Origin of the sequence: Flavobacterium luminosum (genome assembly GCF_023635005.1) — a bacterium.
Classification (GTDB): Bacteria; Bacteroidota; Bacteroidia; order Flavobacteriales; family Flavobacteriaceae; genus Flavobacterium; species Flavobacterium luminosum.
In genome coordinates, this window is sequence record NZ_JAMLJM010000003.1 from 101,096 (window position 1) to 119,424 (window position 18,329).

Here is an 18,329-nt window from a genome sequence, read left to right on the forward strand (position 1 = left end):
AACTTCTTAAAATTAGACTGCCCTTTTTATTTTAAATCAAGTTCTCTGCTTCAACTATTCGTCGTACATTTCTAAGAGTTTCACCACAGTATTCCAATTTCGAATCGTTGCGGTTACATTTAGTTTTTTTTCTATATATTTTTGATCGAAACGAGTTTTTCCGGCACCTACAGCATATTTGATATAAATTCTGTTACTATCAATAATTGCTTCATCGGGTTTTACCTGACTCATTTTAAGCTCATGAATACTATTTGAATTCAGTTCTTTAGAAACAAAAGTGAAGTACAATTTTTTGGTATCGGCTTCTTTTTCTTTCAAATAAGGATTGTTTTGCAGACAGGCCTCCAAATCTTTTTTTCCAATGACAATCACAGGAACATCAAATCCTAACTCTTTAAAAATCTCTTGTTTGATTTTAAAACCTACACTTGGCCCATGTTCTTCATCCGTATCTACAAAAACATTTCCCGACTGAATATAGGTTTTCACGTTTGTAAAACCTGCTTTTTCCAGCAATTCTTTTAAGACATCCATTTTAATCATATTGTGTCCGGAAACATTAATACCGCGAAGAAGAGCAAGGTGCGTCATAGGTTTATGAATTTTAAGCCACGAATTACGAAAAATAATAGGCAACTCGCAAATAAATGCTCACTATTTCACTTTTTGATTTACAATAAACTTCTAATTTCGAAGCTCCTATTTCTAACATCATATTCTTATATTTGCGGCATGGGAAGAAAACAAACAAAAAAAGTCGTATTCGAAAACGTAAAAGTCCTTGATGCAGGTGCTAAAGGCGTATCGGTAGCAAAAGCTCCGGAAGGTCAGGTAATTTTTATACCCAATGTTGTTCCGGGTGATGTGGTTGATGTGCAAACTTTCAAGAAAAGAAAATCTTATTTTGAAGGAAAAGCCATAAAATTTCATAGTTTTTCCGAACATCGTGTCGATCCGATTTGCGAACATTTTGGAGTTTGCGGCGGTTGCAAATGGCAAAATATGACCTACAGTCAACAATTATTTTACAAAAACCAAGAAGTCTTCAATAATTTAAAACGAATCGGTAAAATTGAATTGCCGGAATTCGAACCTATTTTAGGTTCCGAGAAACAGTTTTTCTATCGCAATAAAATGGAGTTTGGTTTTTCTTCTTCTCGATGGATGACTCAGGAAGAAGTGGAAAGCGGTGCTGAATTGGACAATAAAAATGCCGTAGGTTTTCATATTCCAAAAATGTGGGATAAAATTCTGGACATCAAAAGATGTCATTTACAGCAGGATCCTTCTAACGATATCCGTAATGAAATCCGACGATTTGCCAATGAAAACGGATTGTCTTTTTTCAATCCCAGAAATCATGAGGGTTTATTAAGAACGCTGATGATTCGTACCGCATCGACCGGTGAATTAATGGTTTTAATCCAATTTTTTGATAACAACAAAAAAGAAATTGAATTGATGATGAATTTTCTGGCGGAACGCTTCCCGGAAATCACTTCATTGCAATATGTAATCAATCAAAAAGCTAACGATACACTTTATGACCAAGATATAATTTTGTTCAAAGGAAGAGATTATATTTTAGAAGAAATGGAAGGGTTGAGTTTCAGCATTAATGCTAAATCTTTTTATCAAACCAACTCGGAACAAGCGTATGAATTGTACTCAATCACCAGAGATTTTGCTGGTTTAACCGGAAATGAATTGGTGTATGATTTATATACTGGAACGGGAACCATTGCGCAATTCGTTTCTAAAAAAGCTAAAAAGGTAATTGGTGTAGAAGCTGTTCCTGAAGCTATTGCTGATGCTAAAGAAAATGCCAAACGAAATAATATAACCAACTGCGAATTTTTTGTTGGAGACATGAAAAATGTCTTTAATGACGAATTTATTAGTGCTCACGGTCATCCCGACGTAATTATTACCGACCCTCCTCGTGATGGAATGCATGCTGACGTTGTGAAACAAATATTGAGTATTGCTCCTCAAAAAGTGGTCTATGTGAGTTGTAATTCAGCTACACAAGCCAGAGATTTGGCTCTAATGGATGAATTGTACAAAGTAACACGTGTGCGCCCTGTTGATATGTTCCCACAAACGCATCATGTAGAAAATGTTGTACTTTTGGAAAAGAGATAAATTCGTGATATGAAAAAGATTTTATTTGTCATAGTCTTTGTTTTCAGCATTGTTTCGTTGTGGAATTGCGAAAAAGACGATATTTGTGAAGAAGGTACACCTACTACCCCACAATTAGTGATTGAATTTTACGACAACAACAATCCCACAGCACTCAAATCGGTGAGTAATTTAAAAGTGATTGCAGATGGAGAACCCAACGGTATTGTATTTGATGCATCGGCTACGGACAACACGAAATACCATTTTAATGGGTCTAAGTTGAAAATTCCTTTGAAAACGATACAAGATTTCACTAATTATTCTTTTACTCTCAACGATGGCAATGCTATAACTTCTTTAATTAATGAAGATAAAATTGCTATTAATTATACTCGAAACGACATTTATATTTCTAGAGCCTGTGGATTTAAAACAGTCTTTACGCTAAATGATTCCAACGGGGTTGTCTTAAATGCTGACGCGAACAATTGGATCAAAGAAATAGCAGTACAAACCAATGCAATAACAACCGAAAATGAAGTTCATGTTAAAATATTCTTTTAGTCTGTTACTCATCTTTTTTTCTTTGGCTATCAAGGCTCAAGAAAAGACTAAAGATACTATCATAAAAACAGAAAGATATGGTTTGCGTTTGGGTGCCGATGTTTCCAAATTGGCTCGAACTCTTTACGATAAAGACTATAAAGGACTAGAATTGGTAGGAGATTATCGATTAACCAAAAAAATGTATTTGGCAGCTGAAATCGGAAATGAGAATAAAACAACTGATGATGATCAATTAAACTTTACTACCAAAGGAAGTTACCTGAAGATAGGTCCTGAATGGAATTTTTATCAAAACTGGCTCGATATGGAAAATATGATCCATTTGGGTTTTAGATATGGTATTGGTTCTTTCAGTCAGGAATTAAACAGTTATAAAATTTACGACACCTCTGGATATTTTCCTCCAGCCTCTGATGTTATTTCAGGAAAAAAATATGATGGCTTATCAGCTCATTGGACGGAAGTTGCCGCGGGAATAAAAGCAGAAATATTCAATAATTTCTTTGCTGGATTTAGCTTCAGATTAAATTACTTGGTCACCGATACTAAACCGGATAATTTTGATAATTTATACATCCCAGGATTTAATAGAACTTACGGCGGAAAATTTGGGGTTGGATGGAACTACACCCTTAGTTATTTCATTCCTTTGTATAAAAAGACAAACACAAAGTCAACAATTACAAATCCGAAGAAATAAATAAAAATATATCTAAAAAAAAAGCGCCGAATTGTTCAGACAACTCGGCGCTTTTACTATTTGAAACTTATTTTAATTCTTTCAAACCTTTAACAAAAATCCATTTCATAAAAAGTTTTTCACCTTCTCTAGTTGAAACCGTTTGAAATTTAGGTGCTAGGATAGTTCCCACTACAAAAGCTGTTAATGGAATCCACCAACCTTCTAAATTAGTATAGTTTCCTATTAGATATCTTGCAGTAAAAAAGAATACTGCAAAACCTAAAAAATTATAAATAAATGCTTTCGTTTTCTTATTCATAGTTCATTTTTTTATCAATTTCTAGATATTATTTTTTGCAAAGAAGCTCTTAAACTTCAAATCTACAAAATACTAAAAACTGAATTATTGTACGTTATTTTGCTCTTGAAATTTTGTTCTTTTACTTCCTTCGTACATTTCATATTTCACGAAACGTGCCTCTAGTTTACCGTTAAATAATTTAATTTTTCGGGAAGGTTTTAATCCAACATATTTCAAAGCTTCCAAATTAGCGGTAATAAACCAAGCATTCGTATTTGGATAACTTTGCTTTAAGGTATCGCCCAATTCTCTGTAAAAGCGTTCCAAATGAATATCTAAACGCTCTCCATACGGCGGATTAAATACCATGTGCAACGGACCTTTATTTTCTTTCTCGGTTTCAAAAAAGTTACGTTCTGAAATTTTCACATACTCATCCAAATTTGCATTTCGGATATTATCTTTCGCTTTCATGACAGCACTTGGTGCTTTGTCGTAACCGGTGATGGTGTAATGAAATTCACGAACCTTTTTCATTAAAGAATCCATAATTTGATCAAACAAATCATTATCCCAATCGTTCCATTTTTCAAAAGCAAATTCTTTACGATTAATATTCGCTGGAATATTACAAGCAATCATAGCCGCTTCGGCCAAAATTGTTCCAGAACCACACATAGGATCTAAAAAGTCGCAACTTCCGTCCCATCCAGACAACAATAACATACCTGCTGCCAAAACTTCGTTGATAGGTGCAATATTGGTCGCTGTTTTATATCCTCTTTGATGCAAAGAAACTCCAGAGGAATCCAATGAAACAGAACATTGATCGCGGTCAATGTGAATGTTAATTCTTAAATCTGGGTAATCTTTATCGATACTCGGACGAGCGCCAAATTTAGACTTAAACTGATCCACTATAGCATCCTTACATTTTTGAGCCACAAACTGTGAATGCTTGAAATTATCAGAATGTACCGTAGTATCAATAACAAACGTCTGATTCGAATTCAAATATTTAGACCAATCTATACCCTGAATTCCTTTATACAAACTCGCTTCGTTAAAAGCTCTGAAATTATAAATAGGTTTTAATATTTTTAAAGCTGTGCGTAATGCCAAATTGGCTTTATACATAAACCCTTTATCGCCAACAAAACTGACCATACGGGTACCAATTTCAACTTGTTGTGCTCCTAATTGTTGTAATTCTTTTGCAAGAATTTCTTCAAAGCCAAAAAGCGTTTTGGCTATCATTTTAAAATTTTCCATTTTTTCTACCTCAATATACCATAGCAATTGCAATGAAAATATTTTTAACTATTGAATTGCATCGGCAAAAATACTTTAAATTTGCCTTTTTATTTAGAAAAATGTCAGAAAACAACAATACACAAACAGAGAATTGGTTCGAAACTTGGTTCAATTCTCCCTATTATCATATTCTTTACAAAGACCGAGACCAAACCGAAGCAGAACACTTCATGGATAATCTTACCCATTATCTGAATTTGCCTGATGACGCAAAAATATTAGATCTTGCTTGCGGCAAAGGACGTCATGCTATCTATTTAAACCAATTAGGGTATGATGTAACCGGTATCGATTTGTCTGAAAATAGCATCGCAGAAGCTTCAAAATTCAGTAATGAAAAATTGCATTTCAAAGTGCATGACATGCGTGTTCATACGGAAGAAAAATACGATGCGGTTTTTAATTTATTTACCAGTTTTGGATATTTTGAAAATGAAGAAGACAATTTTAAGACTTTACTAGCTATTAAAGAGAGTTTAAACGAGTATGGTTTTGCGGTAATCGATTTTATGAATGCTAATTATGTTATCAATAATTTAGTCCCTGAAGAGGTAAAAACGGTTGATGGTATTGATTTTAACATCCAACGTTATGTTCGTGATGGACACATTTTCAAAGAAATCAAATTTGAAGCTCAAGGACAAAAATTTCATTTTATGGAAAAAGTAAGAGCTTTGACTTTAACCGATTTTGAACAAATGATGGAAAAAGCAGGTATTTTCCTTTTGGATATCTTTGGAGATTATAAATTACGAAAATTTTTAAAGAATGATTCTGAACGCTTGATTATGATTTTCAAATAATCTAAATCGAAAAATTCACAACCATCATAACCCATAGTTGATTATCTTTTTATGATCTATTTACTTCCATTTTTTTCGGTATTACTAGGATACGGTATTGCCCTAGTATTACAACCCAAAAGCAAGAAAAATTTAAAATTACTCTTAGCTTTCAGTGGTTCATTTCTATTGGCGTTAACCGTTTCACATTTGTTACCCGAAATATACCAAGAAAGCGAAGCTCTTTTGCATTCACACAATCACAATCACACCCATAGCAACTCGGGAATATTCATTATGGTGGGTATTATTTTTCAAATCATTTTAGAATATTTCTCTCAGGGAGCAGAACACGGCCATGTTCACGGACACCACAAAATGAATCATATTCCTTGGGCCTTATTCATCAGTTTATGCCTTCATGCTTTGTTGGAAGGTATGCCTATCAGTCAGCATCCACACTTAGCTTGGGGAATTTCAATTCACCACTTCCCTATTTCAATGATTCTGACCACTTTTTTAATGCAATCCCATTTAAATAAATTGTCGATTTTCCTTTTCATGATCTTATTTGCCGTTATGACTCCTTTAGGAACTTTTGCAACTCTAGATTCTGAAATTCTGATACATTATAAATCTGAAATTACGGCTTTTGTAATCGGTATTTTATTTCACATTTCATCAACCATTATTTTTGAAAGCAGTGAAGGTCATAAATTCAATTTAGCAAAACTCACTGTAATTATCTCAGGTGTTGTTTTGGCTTATTTTATGTAGATTTTCGTTACATTTGATAAACTAAAAAGCGCTATTATGGGATTATTTTCTGCTCTTCTTGGAAATGCCGGAACTGTGAATCAGGAAACCTTAATAAAAGATTATGGAAATCTTCTTATTGAGGGTGAGGAAATCGAATTAGGTTTCAAATTGATTAGAGACACTTTTATTTTCTCAAACAAAAGATTAATTTTAATCGAAAAGCAAGGAATTACTGGCAGTAAAATAGAATACAAAAGTATTTCTTATAAAAGCATTTCTCGTTTTAGTGTGGAAACAGCCGGTACATTCGACTTAGAAGCGGAGTTGAAAATATGGGTTTCAAGTGAAGTAAACCCAAGTATTGTTAAACAATTCAATAAATCTGTAAATGTCTATGATGTCCAAAAAGTACTTGCGCATCATGTTCTAAAATAAAATCATGACTTTCACAAAAACCACCGAACAATCATCAAAATACGAACATTTAGAACAAATGTCGGTTCATGATTTGTTAAGTAATATTAACAACGAAGACAAAACGGTTCCTTTAGCAGTAGAAAAAGCCTTACCTCAAATTGAAACTTTAGTTACTAAAATGGTAGAGCAAATGAAAAAAGGCGGTCGTTTGTTTTACATCGGCGCTGGTACTTCGGGAAGATTAGGAATTGTGGACGCTTCGGAATGTCCACCAACTTTCGGGGTTCCTTTTGATTTGGTTATAGGAATTATTGCTGGCGGCGATACAGCAATTCGAAAAGCAGTTGAATTTGCAGAAGACGATAAAGAACAAGCCTGGAAGGATTTACAGGAATGGAACATCAATGAAAATGATGTAGTTATTGGTATTGCTGCTTCGGGAACTACACCTTATGTTATTGGAGGATTAGAAAAATGCAACGAAAATAATATTACCACGGGTTGTATTACCTGCAATCAAGGTAGTCCTTTGTCTCAAACGGCTCAACTTCCCATAGAAGTAGTTGTTGGACCAGAATTTGTCACCGGAAGTTCTCGCATGAAAGCTGGAACGGCTCAAAAAATGGTTTTGAACATGATTTCTACAACAGCTATGATTCAGTTAGGCCGTGTGAAAGGAAACAAAATGGTCGATATGCAGTTAAGTAATGTCAAGCTGATTGATCGCGGAACACGCATGATCATGGAAGAAATTCCCGTTACGTATGAAGAAGCAGAAAAATTATTAAAAGAATTCGGAAGTGTACGAAAAGCTATAGAACACTACAACATACAAATGAAATCAAAATCTTAATTGGCTACTTACAATGTCTACCAACAAAATACTACTTATGAAAGGAATCAGAATATTGTCTTTTTCCTTACCCTTACTGTTCATAGGACCTTATGTAATTTTTATGTCCTTTAAAAATCAGTCGCATCCACTGTTCATACCAGTATTAGGAATGGGAATCATCGTTTGCCTATTTTCTATATATTTGATTTTTAAAGGGATTCAAACCATTATGAAAAGTTTATTTGATGGTAAATAATTTGACTCTTTTGAAGACGAAAACAACACTAATTAACTAATTGCTCATGGTAAAATCCACATCGCTTTCGTTACTCTTCATAAAGAACAAAAGTTTTGAAAATTTTAAAAGGCAACAAAATATAGTAAAATGAATAAAATAGCAGCTTTATTAATCAGTCTCTTTTTAGTTTCTTGTTACCAACAAGAAAGAAACTGCAAGGATTTTAAAACTGGAAAATTTGAATTTACCGAAGAAATTGAAGGTCAAAAACTGACTTCGTATTTCGAACGAAACGATACAATACAAATCGAAACTTTCAAAGGAAAAACAGATACCGCTAGTGTTCGTTGGGTAAATGATTGTGAATATGTTCTACAAAAACTACACCCTAAAAATAGAATAGAAAAGAAAGCCATCATTATTAAAATTCTTACCACTAATAAAGATGGATACACTTTTGAATACTCATATGTAGGAGACGCAAAAAAACAAAAAGGAACTGTAACAAAAATCAAATAAACACGTATAACTCAAAAATCAAATAACTAAATAATGGAAGTATTTTTAAATCCCGATGCATGGGTAGCCCTTTTAACCTTAACTTTTTTAGAAATTGTATTAGGTATTGACAACATCATTTTTATTTCTATCGTAACTGGAAAATTACCGGTTGAAAAACGTAAAAAAGCCACTCAAATCGGTTTATTCTTAGCTATGTTTATGAGAATTGCTCTTTTAATGGGAATTAGCTATTTAATTGCTATGAAAGAACCATGGTTTACTATTGATTGGGGATGGTTTAGTGCGAATTTTACTGGTCAAGCCGTTATATTACTTGCTGGTGGAATTTTCCTAATCTATAAAAGTACCAAAGAGATCCATGAAAAAGTAGATCACAAAGGTGAAGAAGAAAAAGATCTAAAAACGGCTGCTACCAAATCTTTCGGAAGTGTGATATTCCAAATTTTGTTAATCGATTTAATTTTCTCTGTAGACAGTATTTTAACAGCTGTAGGGATGACCAACGGATTAGAAGGTGCACTTTATATCATGGTTACTGCAGTTATTGTTTCCGTAGTCGTAATGATGTTATTTGCGGTTCCGGTTGGAAATTTCGTTAACGCAAACCCTTCGATACAAATTTTAGGTTTAGCGTTCTTAATTCTTATCGGATTTATGCTAATGACAGAAAGTATGCACTTATCTAATGCTGCATTGGTTGGTCAACATGTTGGTGCTGTTCCAAAAGGCTATTTGTATTTTGCTATTGCTTTCTCGTTGGCTGTAGAATTCTTAAACATGAAAATGAGAAAAAAGAAATAAGACAATATTAATATTTACAAAAAAGCTCCCCAATTGGGGAGCTTTTTTTTATTCTAAACTTAAAGTTATCTGACCATCGTCATCTAGACTTATATTATAATCGGTTAATTCGGTACCTTCTGTATTTTCGGTATCTCCTTTTTCTATTTCATCCGGAATTATTTCTATAGGTTCTTCATAAGGAAGTGGATCCAATAAATTGACCTGCTTCAATTTTTCAGTTGTTAATTGGTTCCCTAATGCCTTAATTCCCTTCAAAGCGATAAACTGTTCTAAATCGATAGTTTGATTTTCTTTTTGTACGCCTTTGTTTTTAGCAAAGACAATCTCAGCCACCGGACGCCAATCTGTAGAAACAATCTCTAATTGTGATTTTTCGTGCTCGGTAATGAAAAGTTCCTCCTTGTTTTCATTCTCCACCAGAAAACGTTTTACGAAATAACGCTCTTTCTCTCCATCATAGTAAATGCAAGATATTGGTTTCTTAGGATTCCACTTCTCTAACACGATCATATCGTCATCAAAATGAGTTGTTAATTCCGGAATAATCGTTTTTAATTTTCCGGATTGAGTAATGATTAACAAGCGGTCGTTAGGACGAAATTCACCTAATAACTCCCCTCTTCCATCTACATTCAAGCGCTGAACGGTATCATCAAACCAAACTTTTCGAGGACGCAGAGTCGAAATTCCTTTCTCTTTTAATTCGATCTTCTTAATAGGATATTTAGAGACTGTATTCCCTTTAGAACCGCGGCCTTTAATCATAATATCAGCAAAATCGACATCCCATTTCAATTTTTTCACACTTCCCACCTGACGAAGTAAGATGGTTACTGTTTCGGCCTCACCATTAGGGTTAGCGGAAAAATACAAGACTTGTGATCCCGGTTTTTCCTGTGTTAAATCGTATTCTTTATCACGAGTAACCCCTGAAACATTAAAACGTTTGATGAATGACGGACCCGATTTTCCGTCTCGATAAATCATGTTGTAAATGGTTCGTTTGTCATTTTTATCAAATACCGCGACGTGAATAATATCTTTTCCGATAAACTTCTTATCATCAACTTTGGTAATCACCATTTTCCCATCGCGTAAGAAACAAATCACATCATCAATATCCGAACAATCGGCTACGTACTCGTCTTTTTTCAATCCAGTACCAATGAACCCTTCTTCGCGGTTCACATACAATTTGGTGTTTCTTAAAACTACTTTTGTTGCTTCGATAGTATCGAAAGAACGTAATTCTGTCTGACGTTCGCGACCTTTGCCGTATTTTTCTTTTAATTTGGAGAAATAATCGATGGCAAACTCAATCAAATGAGCCAAATGATGCTTCACCTGCTCCATATCTTCCTCCAGCTTCGCAATCTGCTCATCTGCTTTATCCGAATCGAAACGGGTAATACGAATCATCGGAATTTGAGTTAATTTCTGTAAATCTTCATCAACAATCTCTCTGACAAATGATTTTTTGAAAGGCTCAAAACGATCATACATATACTGGAATAACGATTCTTTATCGGAGTACAATTTGAAATCGATGTACATTTCTTCACGGATGAAGATTTTCTCTAAAGTAGAAAAATGCCATTTGGTTTCTAATTCCTGCAACTGAATTTCAAGTTCCTGACGTAATAAATCAACCGTACGATTGGTTGAAATTTTCAACATTTCTGAAACTCCAATAAATAACGGCTTATTGTCTTCAATCACACAACCTAAAGGGGCCAACGAAGTTTCACAAGCCGTAAAAGCATACAAAGCATCTATGGTTTTATCCGGCGATACTCCAGGCGGAAGATGGATTAAGATCTCTACTTCTGCAGCCGTATTATCTTCAATTTTTTTAATCTTGATTTTTCCCTTTTCATTGGCTTTTAAAATACTATCAATCAAAGATGAAGTATTGGTTGAAAACGGAATTTGAGTAATGACTAAAGTTTGTTTGTCTAATTGCGAAATTTTCGCGCGTACTCGCACACGTCCACCTCTCAAACCGTCATTATAGTTTGAAACATCGGCTATACCGGCTGTTGGAAAATCAGGATATAGCGTGAAAGGTTTATTCTTCAAAATCTTGATAGAGGCGTCGATCAACTCATTGAAGTTATGAGGTAAAATCTTAGTCGACAATCCTACCGCAATCCCTTCTCCTCCTTGCGCTAGCAACAATGGAAACTTAACTGGAAGATTGATTGGCTCTGCTCGACGACCATCGTAGGACAATCCCCACTCGGTTATTTTTGGCGAATACAATACTTCTAAAGCAAATTTACTCAAACGTGCTTCAATGTATCGCGAAGCAGCAGCTCCATCGCCCGTGAGGATATTTCCCCAGTTCCCCTGAGTATCAATGAGTAAATCCTTTTGTCCAATTTGCACCATGGCATCTCCAATACTCGCATCTCCGTGTGGGTGATACTGCATGGTATGTCCAACTACGTTCGCTACTTTATTGTAACGACCATCATCCAATTCTTTCATGGAATGCATGATACGGCGTTGTACGGGCTTGAATCCATCTTCTATAGCAGGTACCGCACGCTCTAAGATTACATAAGAAGCATAATCTAAGAACCAATCTTTGTACATTCCTGTAACCTTGGTTATGGTAGCTTCAGAATTTTCTTCGTTGTTATCGTAAAAATGTTCTCCTTCGAAATGACCCTCTTCTGAAGTATTTTCTTCAGATAGGTTCTCGTCTTGAGGTGTTAATTCTTCTTCGTTTATATTTTCGTTTTCTTCACTCATTTTGCTATGTTTACGGTTAACAATTAACAGTTAACAGAAAAACTGTAAACTGCAAACTGTAAGCTGTGAACTTAATTTGTTAATTCTTCTACCGTATCTAATTCTACTTTTAGATTCTTGATAATAAACTCCTGACGATCCGGCGTATTTTTACCCATGTAGAATTCCAATAATTTTTCAATAGAAGTCGCTTTGTCTAACATCACGGGATCTAGTCGAATATCTTGTCCTATGAAATGCTTAAACTCATCCGGAGAAATTTCACCCAATCCTTTGAATCGGGTAATTTCTGGTTTTGGTTTTAATTTTTCTATTGCATTTCTACGCTCTTCATCGCTGTAGCAATAAATAGTTTCTTTTTTATTGCGGACACGGAACAATGGCGTTTGTAAAATATACAAATGGCCTTCTTTTATGATTTCAGGAAAAAACTGCAAGAAAAAGGTAATCAATAATAATCGAATGTGCATTCCATCGACATCGGCATCGGTAGCAATTACAATGTTATTGTAACGCAAGTCTTCCATACTCTCTTCTATGTCGAGAGCCGCTTGTAATAGGTTGAATTCTTCGTTTTCATACACAATCTTTTTAGTCATTCCATAAGAATTCAATGGCTTACCTCGTAAACTAAAAACCGCCTGAGTATTTACATCACGAGATTTAGTGATAGACCCCGAAGCTGAATCACCCTCGGTAATGAAAAGAGTACTTTCTAAACTTCTTGGATTTTTAGCATCGGTTAAATGTACACGACAATCACGCAATTTTTTGTTGTGTAAACTAGCTTTTTTAGCACGTTCTTTGGCTAATTTTCGAATTCCCGAAAGTTCTTTACGTTCGCGTTCCGCTTGAAGAATTTTACGAAGTAAGGCATCGGCAATTTCAGGGTTTTTATGTAAAAAATTATCTAGTTTTGTTTTAATAAAATCATTTACGTAAGAACGAACCGATGGAGAATTAGGTCCCATTTCAGTAGATCCTAATTTGGTTTTGGTTTGTGATTCGAAAACTGGTTCTTCTACTTTAACCGAAATCGCAGACACGATAGATTTACGAATATCGGAAGCTTCGAAGTTTTTGTTGTAAAATTCTTTGATCGTTTTGACTATGGCCTCTCTAAAAGCACCTAAATGCGTTCCTCCTTGTGTCGTATTCTGACCATTAACAAACGAATAATATTCTTCCGAATATTGCGTCTTACTGTGAGTCATCGCAATTTCAATATCATCCCCAGAAAGATGAATAATAGGATATACCATGTCTTCTTCCGAAATATTCTCCTCCAACAAATCTTTTAATCCGTTATCAGAAAAGAATTTTTCTCCGTTAAAAATTATTGTTAACCCCGTATTTAGGTAACAGTAATTCTTAAGCATTTTCACAATATATTCATTGCGATACTTGTAGTTCTTGAAAATAGTATCGTCGGCTATGAAAGAAACTTTCGTTCCTTTTCTCTTAGTGGTCTCCTGAATATCTTCTTCTAAGGTAAGATTTCCTGCAGAGAATTCGGCTGCTTTTTGTTGGTTATCACGAACCGATTCTACTCTAAAAAAATTAGAAAGAGCGTTCACTGCTTTGGTACCCACACCATTTAAACCTACCGATTTTTTGAAGGCTTTAGAATCGTATTTACCTCCGGTATTCATCTTAGAAACCACGTCAACCACCTTCCCCAACGGGATTCCACGACCATAATCGCGTACCGTAACCATCTTGTCTTTGATAGTCACTTCGATAGTTTTTCCTGCTCCCATCACAAATTCATCGATACAGTTATCGAGAACTTCTTTCAATAAGATATAAATACCATCATCAGGTGAAGAACCGTCGCCCAATTTTCCGATATACATACCGGGACGCATACGGATATGCTCTTTCCAATCGAGAGAACGGATATTGTCTTCGGTGTATTGATTTTGCTCTAACATTTTAAAAAAATCGATTTTTTGCTAATTTATAGCAAATAGCTTTCATATAAAATAGTTGACCAATAAAGTTATTGACAAGAGAGAAATTTAACGACCAAAAATAAGTTTTGTAAAATATTTTATTTTAATAAAAATTTAACAATATTTTTTTATTTATATTAGCAATAACTTTAACCAACCACACAATGAATAAATTATTAGCTTTTATTTTGATTTTTTTAGGGATTAACCTCGGTTATTCTCAAAAAACTATTACTGGAACTGTAAATGACAACAAAGGTCAACCCATTGTAGGCGCCAATGTTACTGAAAAAGGCACCTCGTCAGGAACTACCACAGATTTTGAAGGCAAATTCAAAATGACAGTATCCAATACTAACGCAACCATCGTTATCTCATCTTTAGGATACAAAAAAACAGAAGTCAGCGCCAGTCAAAGTCCAATTATAGTTTCGCTTGAAGAAGACGGTGTATTATTGGATGAAGTTGCTGTTCAAGCCGTTGGTTCCAGAAACACCAAAAGAACCATTATCGATTCTCCGGTAGCTGTCGACATCATTAACATGCAGGAGGTCGTGAGTAAAACAGGACAAATAGAGGTCAATGCATTGTTGCAATATTTGGCACCTTCCTTCAATGCTAGTAAACAATCGGGGTCGGACGGAGCTGACCATATCGACCCAGCTACTCTGAGAGGATTAGGTCCTGACCAAACTTTAGTGCTCATCAACGGAAAAAGAAGACATCAATCTTCATTAGTCAATTTATTTGGATCTAGAGGCCGTGGTAATACCGGTACTGATATGAATGCTATACCTGCAGCTGCTATCAAGCGTATAGAGATTTTACGTGATGGAGCCTCTGCTCAATACGGATCAGATGCTATTGCTGGGGTAATTAACATCGTATTAAAAGACAATGTTGAAGAATTTAACGGAAATGTGAGTTACGGAACATATTATGCTAAAACACCTTATGGAGACGACATTCAATCGAGCGGCACCGATGGACAAACTATACAAGTGAACGGAAATTACGGGTTTAAATTAGGCGATAAAGGATTTTTGAATGCCACTTTAGATGTATCTCAAAAAGACCACACCAATCGCCCAGCAAATCCTAACAAATACGACATCTACAGAAATCAGTTTGGAGATGCTGCAGCCAAAAATGGAAGCCTATTTTTAAACGGATCAATTGATGTTGGAGAGAAATCTCAGGTTTATGCTTTTGGAGGTTTAAGCTTAAGAGATTCTGATGCTTATGCATTCACCAGATCAGCGGATAGCCCAAGAAATATTCCGTCTATTTATCCGAATGGTTTTGATCCTATTATTGGAACTAAAATTACCGATGGTTCTGTTTCGGTAGGATTTAAAACCAAACTTGGTGAATGGGAAATGGATCTTAACAACACTTTTGGGACGAATCATTTCAAATATGACATTCACAATACGCTAAACGCTTCCCTACAAAATAATTCACCAACTTCTTTTGATGCTGGAGGACATTCGTTATCACAAAATACCGTTGGTCTACATTTTACTAAAAATTTCGACAAAATATTAAACGGAATGAACATTGCATTCGGTTCAGAATTTCGAAGAGAAATGTTTAAAATTTTTGGTGGTGAAGAAGCTTCTTATGCGTTATACGACATTAACGGAGACATCGTAACAGAAAATACGGATCCTGGAGATTATGTTTATGACGGAAACGGAGACCCAAGACCAGGAGGCTCTCAAGGATTTCCAGGGTACAGTCCCGAAAATGAAGTGAACAAAACAAGAACGAATGTTGCTGGTTACATTGATACTGAAATCGATTTTGATGACAATGTGAATCTAGCTGTAGCCGTTCGATATGAAAATTACAGTGATTTTGGTTCTACTTTAAATGCAAAAATTGCTCAACGCATCAAATTCACTAAAGATCTTGCGATGCGATACTCCATGAGTACCGGTTTTAGAGCCCCTTCATTAACTCAAAAATATTACAATCTTAAATTTACAGATTACATTAGCGGAAATGCCTCTGAAACATTACTAGCCGGAAACGACGATCCGATTACCAAAGCTTTCGGAATTGGACAACTTAAAGAAGAGAAAGCATTTAACGCGAGTTTAGGCTTTACTTACAAAAAAGGAAAAATCACCGGAACTATTGATGGTTACTTTGTTGATATTAAAGATCGTATTGTACTGACTGGACAATTTGATGGTAGTGGTTTGGCAGGATTAAATGTATCTAATGTTCAGTTTTTCGCCAATGCTTTAGATACGCAAACTACAGGAGTTGATTTTGTATTAACTTACGACGAAAAATTTGGCAACAGTACCCTAAGCACTTCTTTCATTGGAAACTTAAATAAGATGAGCATTGGCAAAATTGGAGAAGGAACTGGTTTAGATCCTGAAACTTTGTTTGGAAAAAGAGAGCAATATTTCTTATTAGCTTCGGCTCCTAAAAGCAAATTAGGATTGAACTTTAACTATAATTACAACAAAAAATTCAATGCTAGTTTAAGATTTACCCGTTTTGGCGAAGTAGAATTAATAGATTGGTTAGATACCATCGATTACTATGGAAATAAAATTGTTACCGATTTATCTATAAACCAAAAAATCAATAAAAACTTTAACATCACATTAGGTGTAAACAATCTTCTAAACGTTTACCCAGACATCCAAGACACTGAAACAGAAACTGGTGGGAACTTCGATTCTGTTCAAATGGGGTCTAACGGAGCTTATGGTTTTGTTCGATTGGGAGTTAAATTTTAAAACTAAAAATCTGTAGATAGTCATCTATTTACATTACCAACAAAAAACCAGTTACTTTAATTCACGTAACTGGTTTTTATCATTTAATAACTTTACTTTTCAGCAAATAGACACTAATTCCCTTTTTAATATTGTACGGTTAAAAAACATAAAAGCCATCAAATTTCTTTGATGGCTTTTATTATATACATTAGATTATTTCCTATTTCATATTAAGAAACATTCTCAACATTAGCTTCAGCAATTGCCTTGTAAGTACCGTTAACTAGTTTCTCACGAATCGCTTCGAAAGCTGCTAAAGTTTCTTCGATATCTTTTAAAGAGTGTGATGCCGTTGGAATCATTCTCAACAAGATAATACCTTTAGGAATTACCGGATACACAACGATTGAAAGGAATATACCATAGTTTTCACGTAAGTCATTTACCATAACCATTGCTTCTGGAATAGAACCTTCAAGGTAAACTGGAGTTACACAAGTGTTAGTATCTCCAATGTTGAATCCTCTTTCTTTTAATCCATTTTGTAATGCATTAACATTTTCCCAAAGTTTGTCTTTAAGTTCAGAAGATTTACGTAATAGTTCTAAACGTTTTAAAGAACCAATAGTTTGAATCATTGGCAATGCTTTTGCAAACATTTGTGAACGTAAATTATATTTCAAATAATCAATAATATCTTTATCAGCAGCTACGAAAGCGCCAATGTTAGCCATTGATTTTGCAAAAGTTGAGAAATACACATCAATTCCATCTTGACAACCTTGCTCTTCTCCTGCTCCAGCTCCTGTTTTACCAAGAGTACCAAATCCATGAGCATCATCAACCAAAAGACGGAAATTGTATCTCTTTTTCATTTCTACAATTTCTTTCAACTTACCTTGCTGACCACGCATTCCGAAAACACCTTCGGTAATAAATAAAATACCACCTCCTGTTTCTTCTGCCAACTTAGTCGCACGTTGTAAGTTTTTCTCCATACTCTCGATGTCGTTGTGCTTGTAGGTAAAACGTTTTCCCATGTGCAAACGTACACCATCAATGATACAAGCATGAGCATCAACATCATAAACAATTACATCGTTTTTAGTTACCAATGCATCAATGATAGATACCATTCCTTGATAACCGAAGTTTAATAAGTAAGCCGCTTCTTTCATTACAAATTCGGCTAACTCATTTTCTAATTGTTCGTGAAATTTTGTGTGCCCTGACATCATACGAGCTCCCATTGGGTAAGCTGCACCGTATTGTTGTGCGGCTTCAATATCTGCTTTTCTAACTTCCGGGTGATTAGCTAAACCTAAATAATCATTAATTGACCAGTTTAATATTTCTTTTCCGTGAAACATCATTCTTGGTCCTAATTCTCCTTCTAATTTAGGGAAAACGTAGTAACCTTCTGCTTGAGAAGCCCATTTTCCTAAAGGTCCTTTATTGTTTTGAATTCTTTCGAATAAATCTTTTACCATTTCAAAATTGATTTTTAAAACGTGGCAAAAAT

The 18,329-nt window shown here is 34.8% G+C and carries 17 protein-coding genes; 11 read left to right on the top strand and 6 right to left on the bottom strand.

Annotated features, from left to right (window positions below):
* Positions 1-54: 54 nt before the first annotated feature.
* Positions 55-594 carry a DUF1697 domain-containing protein gene (locus tag NAT50_RS05470; protein ID WP_250592180.1) on the bottom strand — a complete coding sequence of 180 codons (540 nt, stop codon included), beginning with the start codon at positions 592-594 and terminating at the stop codon, positions 55-57.
* A 141-nt stretch (positions 595-735) separates the two neighbouring features.
* Between NAT50_RS05470 and rlmD the strand changes: the two genes are divergently transcribed.
* From rlmD to NAT50_RS05485, 3 genes are read left to right on the top strand one after another with little or no spacing between them, the layout of a single operon-like run.
* Positions 736-2,148: a 23S rRNA (uracil(1939)-C(5))-methyltransferase RlmD gene (rlmD, locus tag NAT50_RS05475; protein ID WP_250592182.1), complete on the top strand. Its 1,413-nt coding sequence runs from the start codon at positions 736-738 to the stop codon at positions 2,146-2,148.
* Positions 2,149-2,157: 9 nt separating this feature from the next.
* The gene (locus tag NAT50_RS05480) at positions 2,158-2,694 is read left to right on the top strand and encodes a DUF6452 family protein (protein WP_250592184.1); all 537 of its coding nucleotides are present in this window, start codon (positions 2,158-2,160) and stop codon (positions 2,692-2,694) included.
* Positions 2,666-3,397 (top strand): DUF6048 family protein, encoded by a 732-nt coding sequence (locus tag NAT50_RS05485; RefSeq protein WP_250592186.1) that lies wholly within the window; start codon positions 2,666-2,668, stop codon positions 3,395-3,397. Before NAT50_RS05480 ends, NAT50_RS05485 begins: the two co-directional genes overlap by 29 nt.
* Before the next feature lie 67 nt (positions 3,398-3,464).
* Here the strand turns inward: NAT50_RS05485 and NAT50_RS05490 are convergent, their stop codons facing one another.
* Positions 3,465-3,698, bottom strand: coding sequence for a hypothetical protein (locus NAT50_RS05490; RefSeq protein WP_250592188.1), 234 nt, complete (start codon positions 3,696-3,698; stop codon positions 3,465-3,467).
* An 84-nt stretch (positions 3,699-3,782) separates the two neighbouring features.
* On the bottom strand, positions 3,783-4,952 hold the full coding sequence (locus NAT50_RS05495) for a THUMP domain-containing class I SAM-dependent RNA methyltransferase (RefSeq protein ID WP_250592190.1): 1,170 nt from the start codon (positions 4,950-4,952) through the stop codon (positions 3,783-3,785).
* A gap of 101 nt (positions 4,953-5,053) precedes the next feature.
* Here NAT50_RS05495 and NAT50_RS05500 point away from each other — a divergent pair, with 101 nt between their 5' ends.
* From NAT50_RS05500 to NAT50_RS05530, 7 genes are all read left to right on the top strand, one after another.
* A complete protein-coding gene (locus NAT50_RS05500; RefSeq protein WP_250592192.1) occupies positions 5,054-5,797 on the top strand; it encodes a class I SAM-dependent methyltransferase in 744 nt (247 codons plus the stop codon).
* A gap of 51 nt (positions 5,798-5,848) precedes the next feature.
* Entirely contained in the window at positions 5,849-6,553 is a 705-nt protein-coding gene (locus NAT50_RS05505) for a ZIP family metal transporter (RefSeq protein ID WP_250592194.1), read from the top strand.
* A 36-nt stretch (positions 6,554-6,589) separates the two neighbouring features.
* On the top strand, positions 6,590-6,970 hold the full coding sequence (locus NAT50_RS05510; protein WP_250592196.1) for a PH domain-containing protein: 381 nt from the start codon (positions 6,590-6,592) through the stop codon (positions 6,968-6,970).
* Between the two features lie 4 nt (positions 6,971-6,974).
* Positions 6,975-7,805: an N-acetylmuramic acid 6-phosphate etherase gene (gene murQ, locus NAT50_RS05515; protein WP_250592198.1), complete on the top strand. Its 831-nt coding sequence runs from the start codon at positions 6,975-6,977 to the stop codon at positions 7,803-7,805.
* 13 nt (positions 7,806-7,818) lie between these two features.
* Entirely contained in the window at positions 7,819-8,043 is a 225-nt protein-coding gene (locus tag NAT50_RS05520; protein WP_262918601.1) for a DUF6095 family protein, read from the top strand.
* Positions 8,044-8,172: 129 nt separating this feature from the next.
* Entirely contained in the window at positions 8,173-8,544 is a 372-nt protein-coding gene (locus NAT50_RS05525; RefSeq protein WP_250592202.1) for a DNA topoisomerase IV, read from the top strand.
* A 33-nt stretch (positions 8,545-8,577) separates the two neighbouring features.
* A complete protein-coding gene (locus NAT50_RS05530) occupies positions 8,578-9,348 on the top strand; it encodes a TerC family protein (protein ID WP_250592203.1) in 771 nt (256 codons plus the stop codon).
* A gap of 48 nt (positions 9,349-9,396) precedes the next feature.
* On the opposite strand, the gene NAT50_RS05535 is transcribed toward NAT50_RS05530, so the two are convergent.
* Both NAT50_RS05535 and NAT50_RS05540 read right to left on the bottom strand, forming a co-directional pair.
* Entirely contained in the window at positions 9,397-12,108 is a 2,712-nt protein-coding gene (locus NAT50_RS05535) for a DNA gyrase/topoisomerase IV subunit A (RefSeq protein WP_250592204.1), read from the bottom strand.
* A 71-nt stretch (positions 12,109-12,179) separates the two neighbouring features.
* Positions 12,180-14,042, bottom strand: a complete 1,863-nt coding sequence (locus NAT50_RS05540; RefSeq protein ID WP_250592205.1) for a DNA topoisomerase IV subunit B — start codon at positions 14,040-14,042, stop codon at positions 12,180-12,182.
* A 185-nt stretch (positions 14,043-14,227) separates the two neighbouring features.
* Between NAT50_RS05540 and NAT50_RS05545 the strand changes: the two genes are divergently transcribed.
* On the top strand, positions 14,228-16,825 hold the full coding sequence (locus NAT50_RS05545; protein WP_250592206.1) for a TonB-dependent receptor: 2,598 nt from the start codon (positions 14,228-14,230) through the stop codon (positions 16,823-16,825).
* A 212-nt stretch (positions 16,826-17,037) separates the two neighbouring features.
* Here the strand turns inward: NAT50_RS05545 and NAT50_RS05550 are convergent, their stop codons facing one another.
* The gene (locus NAT50_RS05550; RefSeq protein WP_250592207.1) at positions 17,038-18,297 is read right to left on the bottom strand and encodes an aminotransferase class I/II-fold pyridoxal phosphate-dependent enzyme; all 1,260 of its coding nucleotides are present in this window, start codon (positions 18,295-18,297) and stop codon (positions 17,038-17,040) included.
* Positions 18,298-18,329 lie beyond the last annotated feature (32 nt).

Excerpts from the sequence above, each read along its gene's own strand:
- NAT50_RS05525 (WP_250592202.1), top strand. The coding sequence starts at position 8,173 with ATGAATAAAATAGCAGCTTTATTAATCAGTCTCTTTTTAGTTTCTTGT.
- NAT50_RS05505 (WP_250592194.1), top strand. The coding sequence starts at position 5,849 with ATGATCTATTTACTTCCATTTTTTTCGGTATTACTAGGATACGGTATT.
- NAT50_RS05495 (WP_250592190.1), bottom strand. The coding sequence starts at position 4,952 with ATGGAAAATTTTAAAATGATAGCCAAAACGCTTTTTGGCTTTGAAGAA.
- NAT50_RS05510 (WP_250592196.1), top strand. The coding sequence starts at position 6,590 with ATGGGATTATTTTCTGCTCTTCTTGGAAATGCCGGAACTGTGAATCAG.
- NAT50_RS05530 (WP_250592203.1), top strand. The coding sequence starts at position 8,578 with ATGGAAGTATTTTTAAATCCCGATGCATGGGTAGCCCTTTTAACCTTA.
- NAT50_RS05470 (WP_250592180.1), bottom strand. The coding sequence starts at position 594 with ATGACGCACCTTGCTCTTCTTCGCGGTATTAATGTTTCCGGACACAAT.
- NAT50_RS05520 (WP_262918601.1), top strand. The coding sequence starts at position 7,819 with ATGTCTACCAACAAAATACTACTTATGAAAGGAATCAGAATATTGTCT.
- NAT50_RS05535 (WP_250592204.1), bottom strand. The coding sequence starts at position 12,108 with ATGAGTGAAGAAAACGAAAATATAAACGAAGAAGAATTAACACCTCAA.
- NAT50_RS05490 (WP_250592188.1), bottom strand. The coding sequence starts at position 3,698 with ATGAATAAGAAAACGAAAGCATTTATTTATAATTTTTTAGGTTTTGCA.
- NAT50_RS05485 (WP_250592186.1), top strand. The coding sequence starts at position 2,666 with ATGAAGTTCATGTTAAAATATTCTTTTAGTCTGTTACTCATCTTTTTT.
- NAT50_RS05545 (WP_250592206.1), top strand. The coding sequence starts at position 14,228 with ATGAATAAATTATTAGCTTTTATTTTGATTTTTTTAGGGATTAACCTC.
- NAT50_RS05480 (WP_250592184.1), top strand. The coding sequence starts at position 2,158 with ATGAAAAAGATTTTATTTGTCATAGTCTTTGTTTTCAGCATTGTTTCG.
- NAT50_RS05540 (WP_250592205.1), bottom strand. The coding sequence starts at position 14,042 with ATGTTAGAGCAAAATCAATACACCGAAGACAATATCCGTTCTCTCGAT.
- NAT50_RS05500 (WP_250592192.1), top strand. The coding sequence starts at position 5,054 with ATGTCAGAAAACAACAATACACAAACAGAGAATTGGTTCGAAACTTGG.
- murQ (WP_250592198.1), top strand. The coding sequence starts at position 6,975 with ATGACTTTCACAAAAACCACCGAACAATCATCAAAATACGAACATTTA.
- rlmD (WP_250592182.1), top strand. The coding sequence starts at position 736 with ATGGGAAGAAAACAAACAAAAAAAGTCGTATTCGAAAACGTAAAAGTC.
- NAT50_RS05550 (WP_250592207.1), bottom strand. The coding sequence starts at position 18,297 with ATGGTAAAAGATTTATTCGAAAGAATTCAAAACAATAAAGGACCTTTA.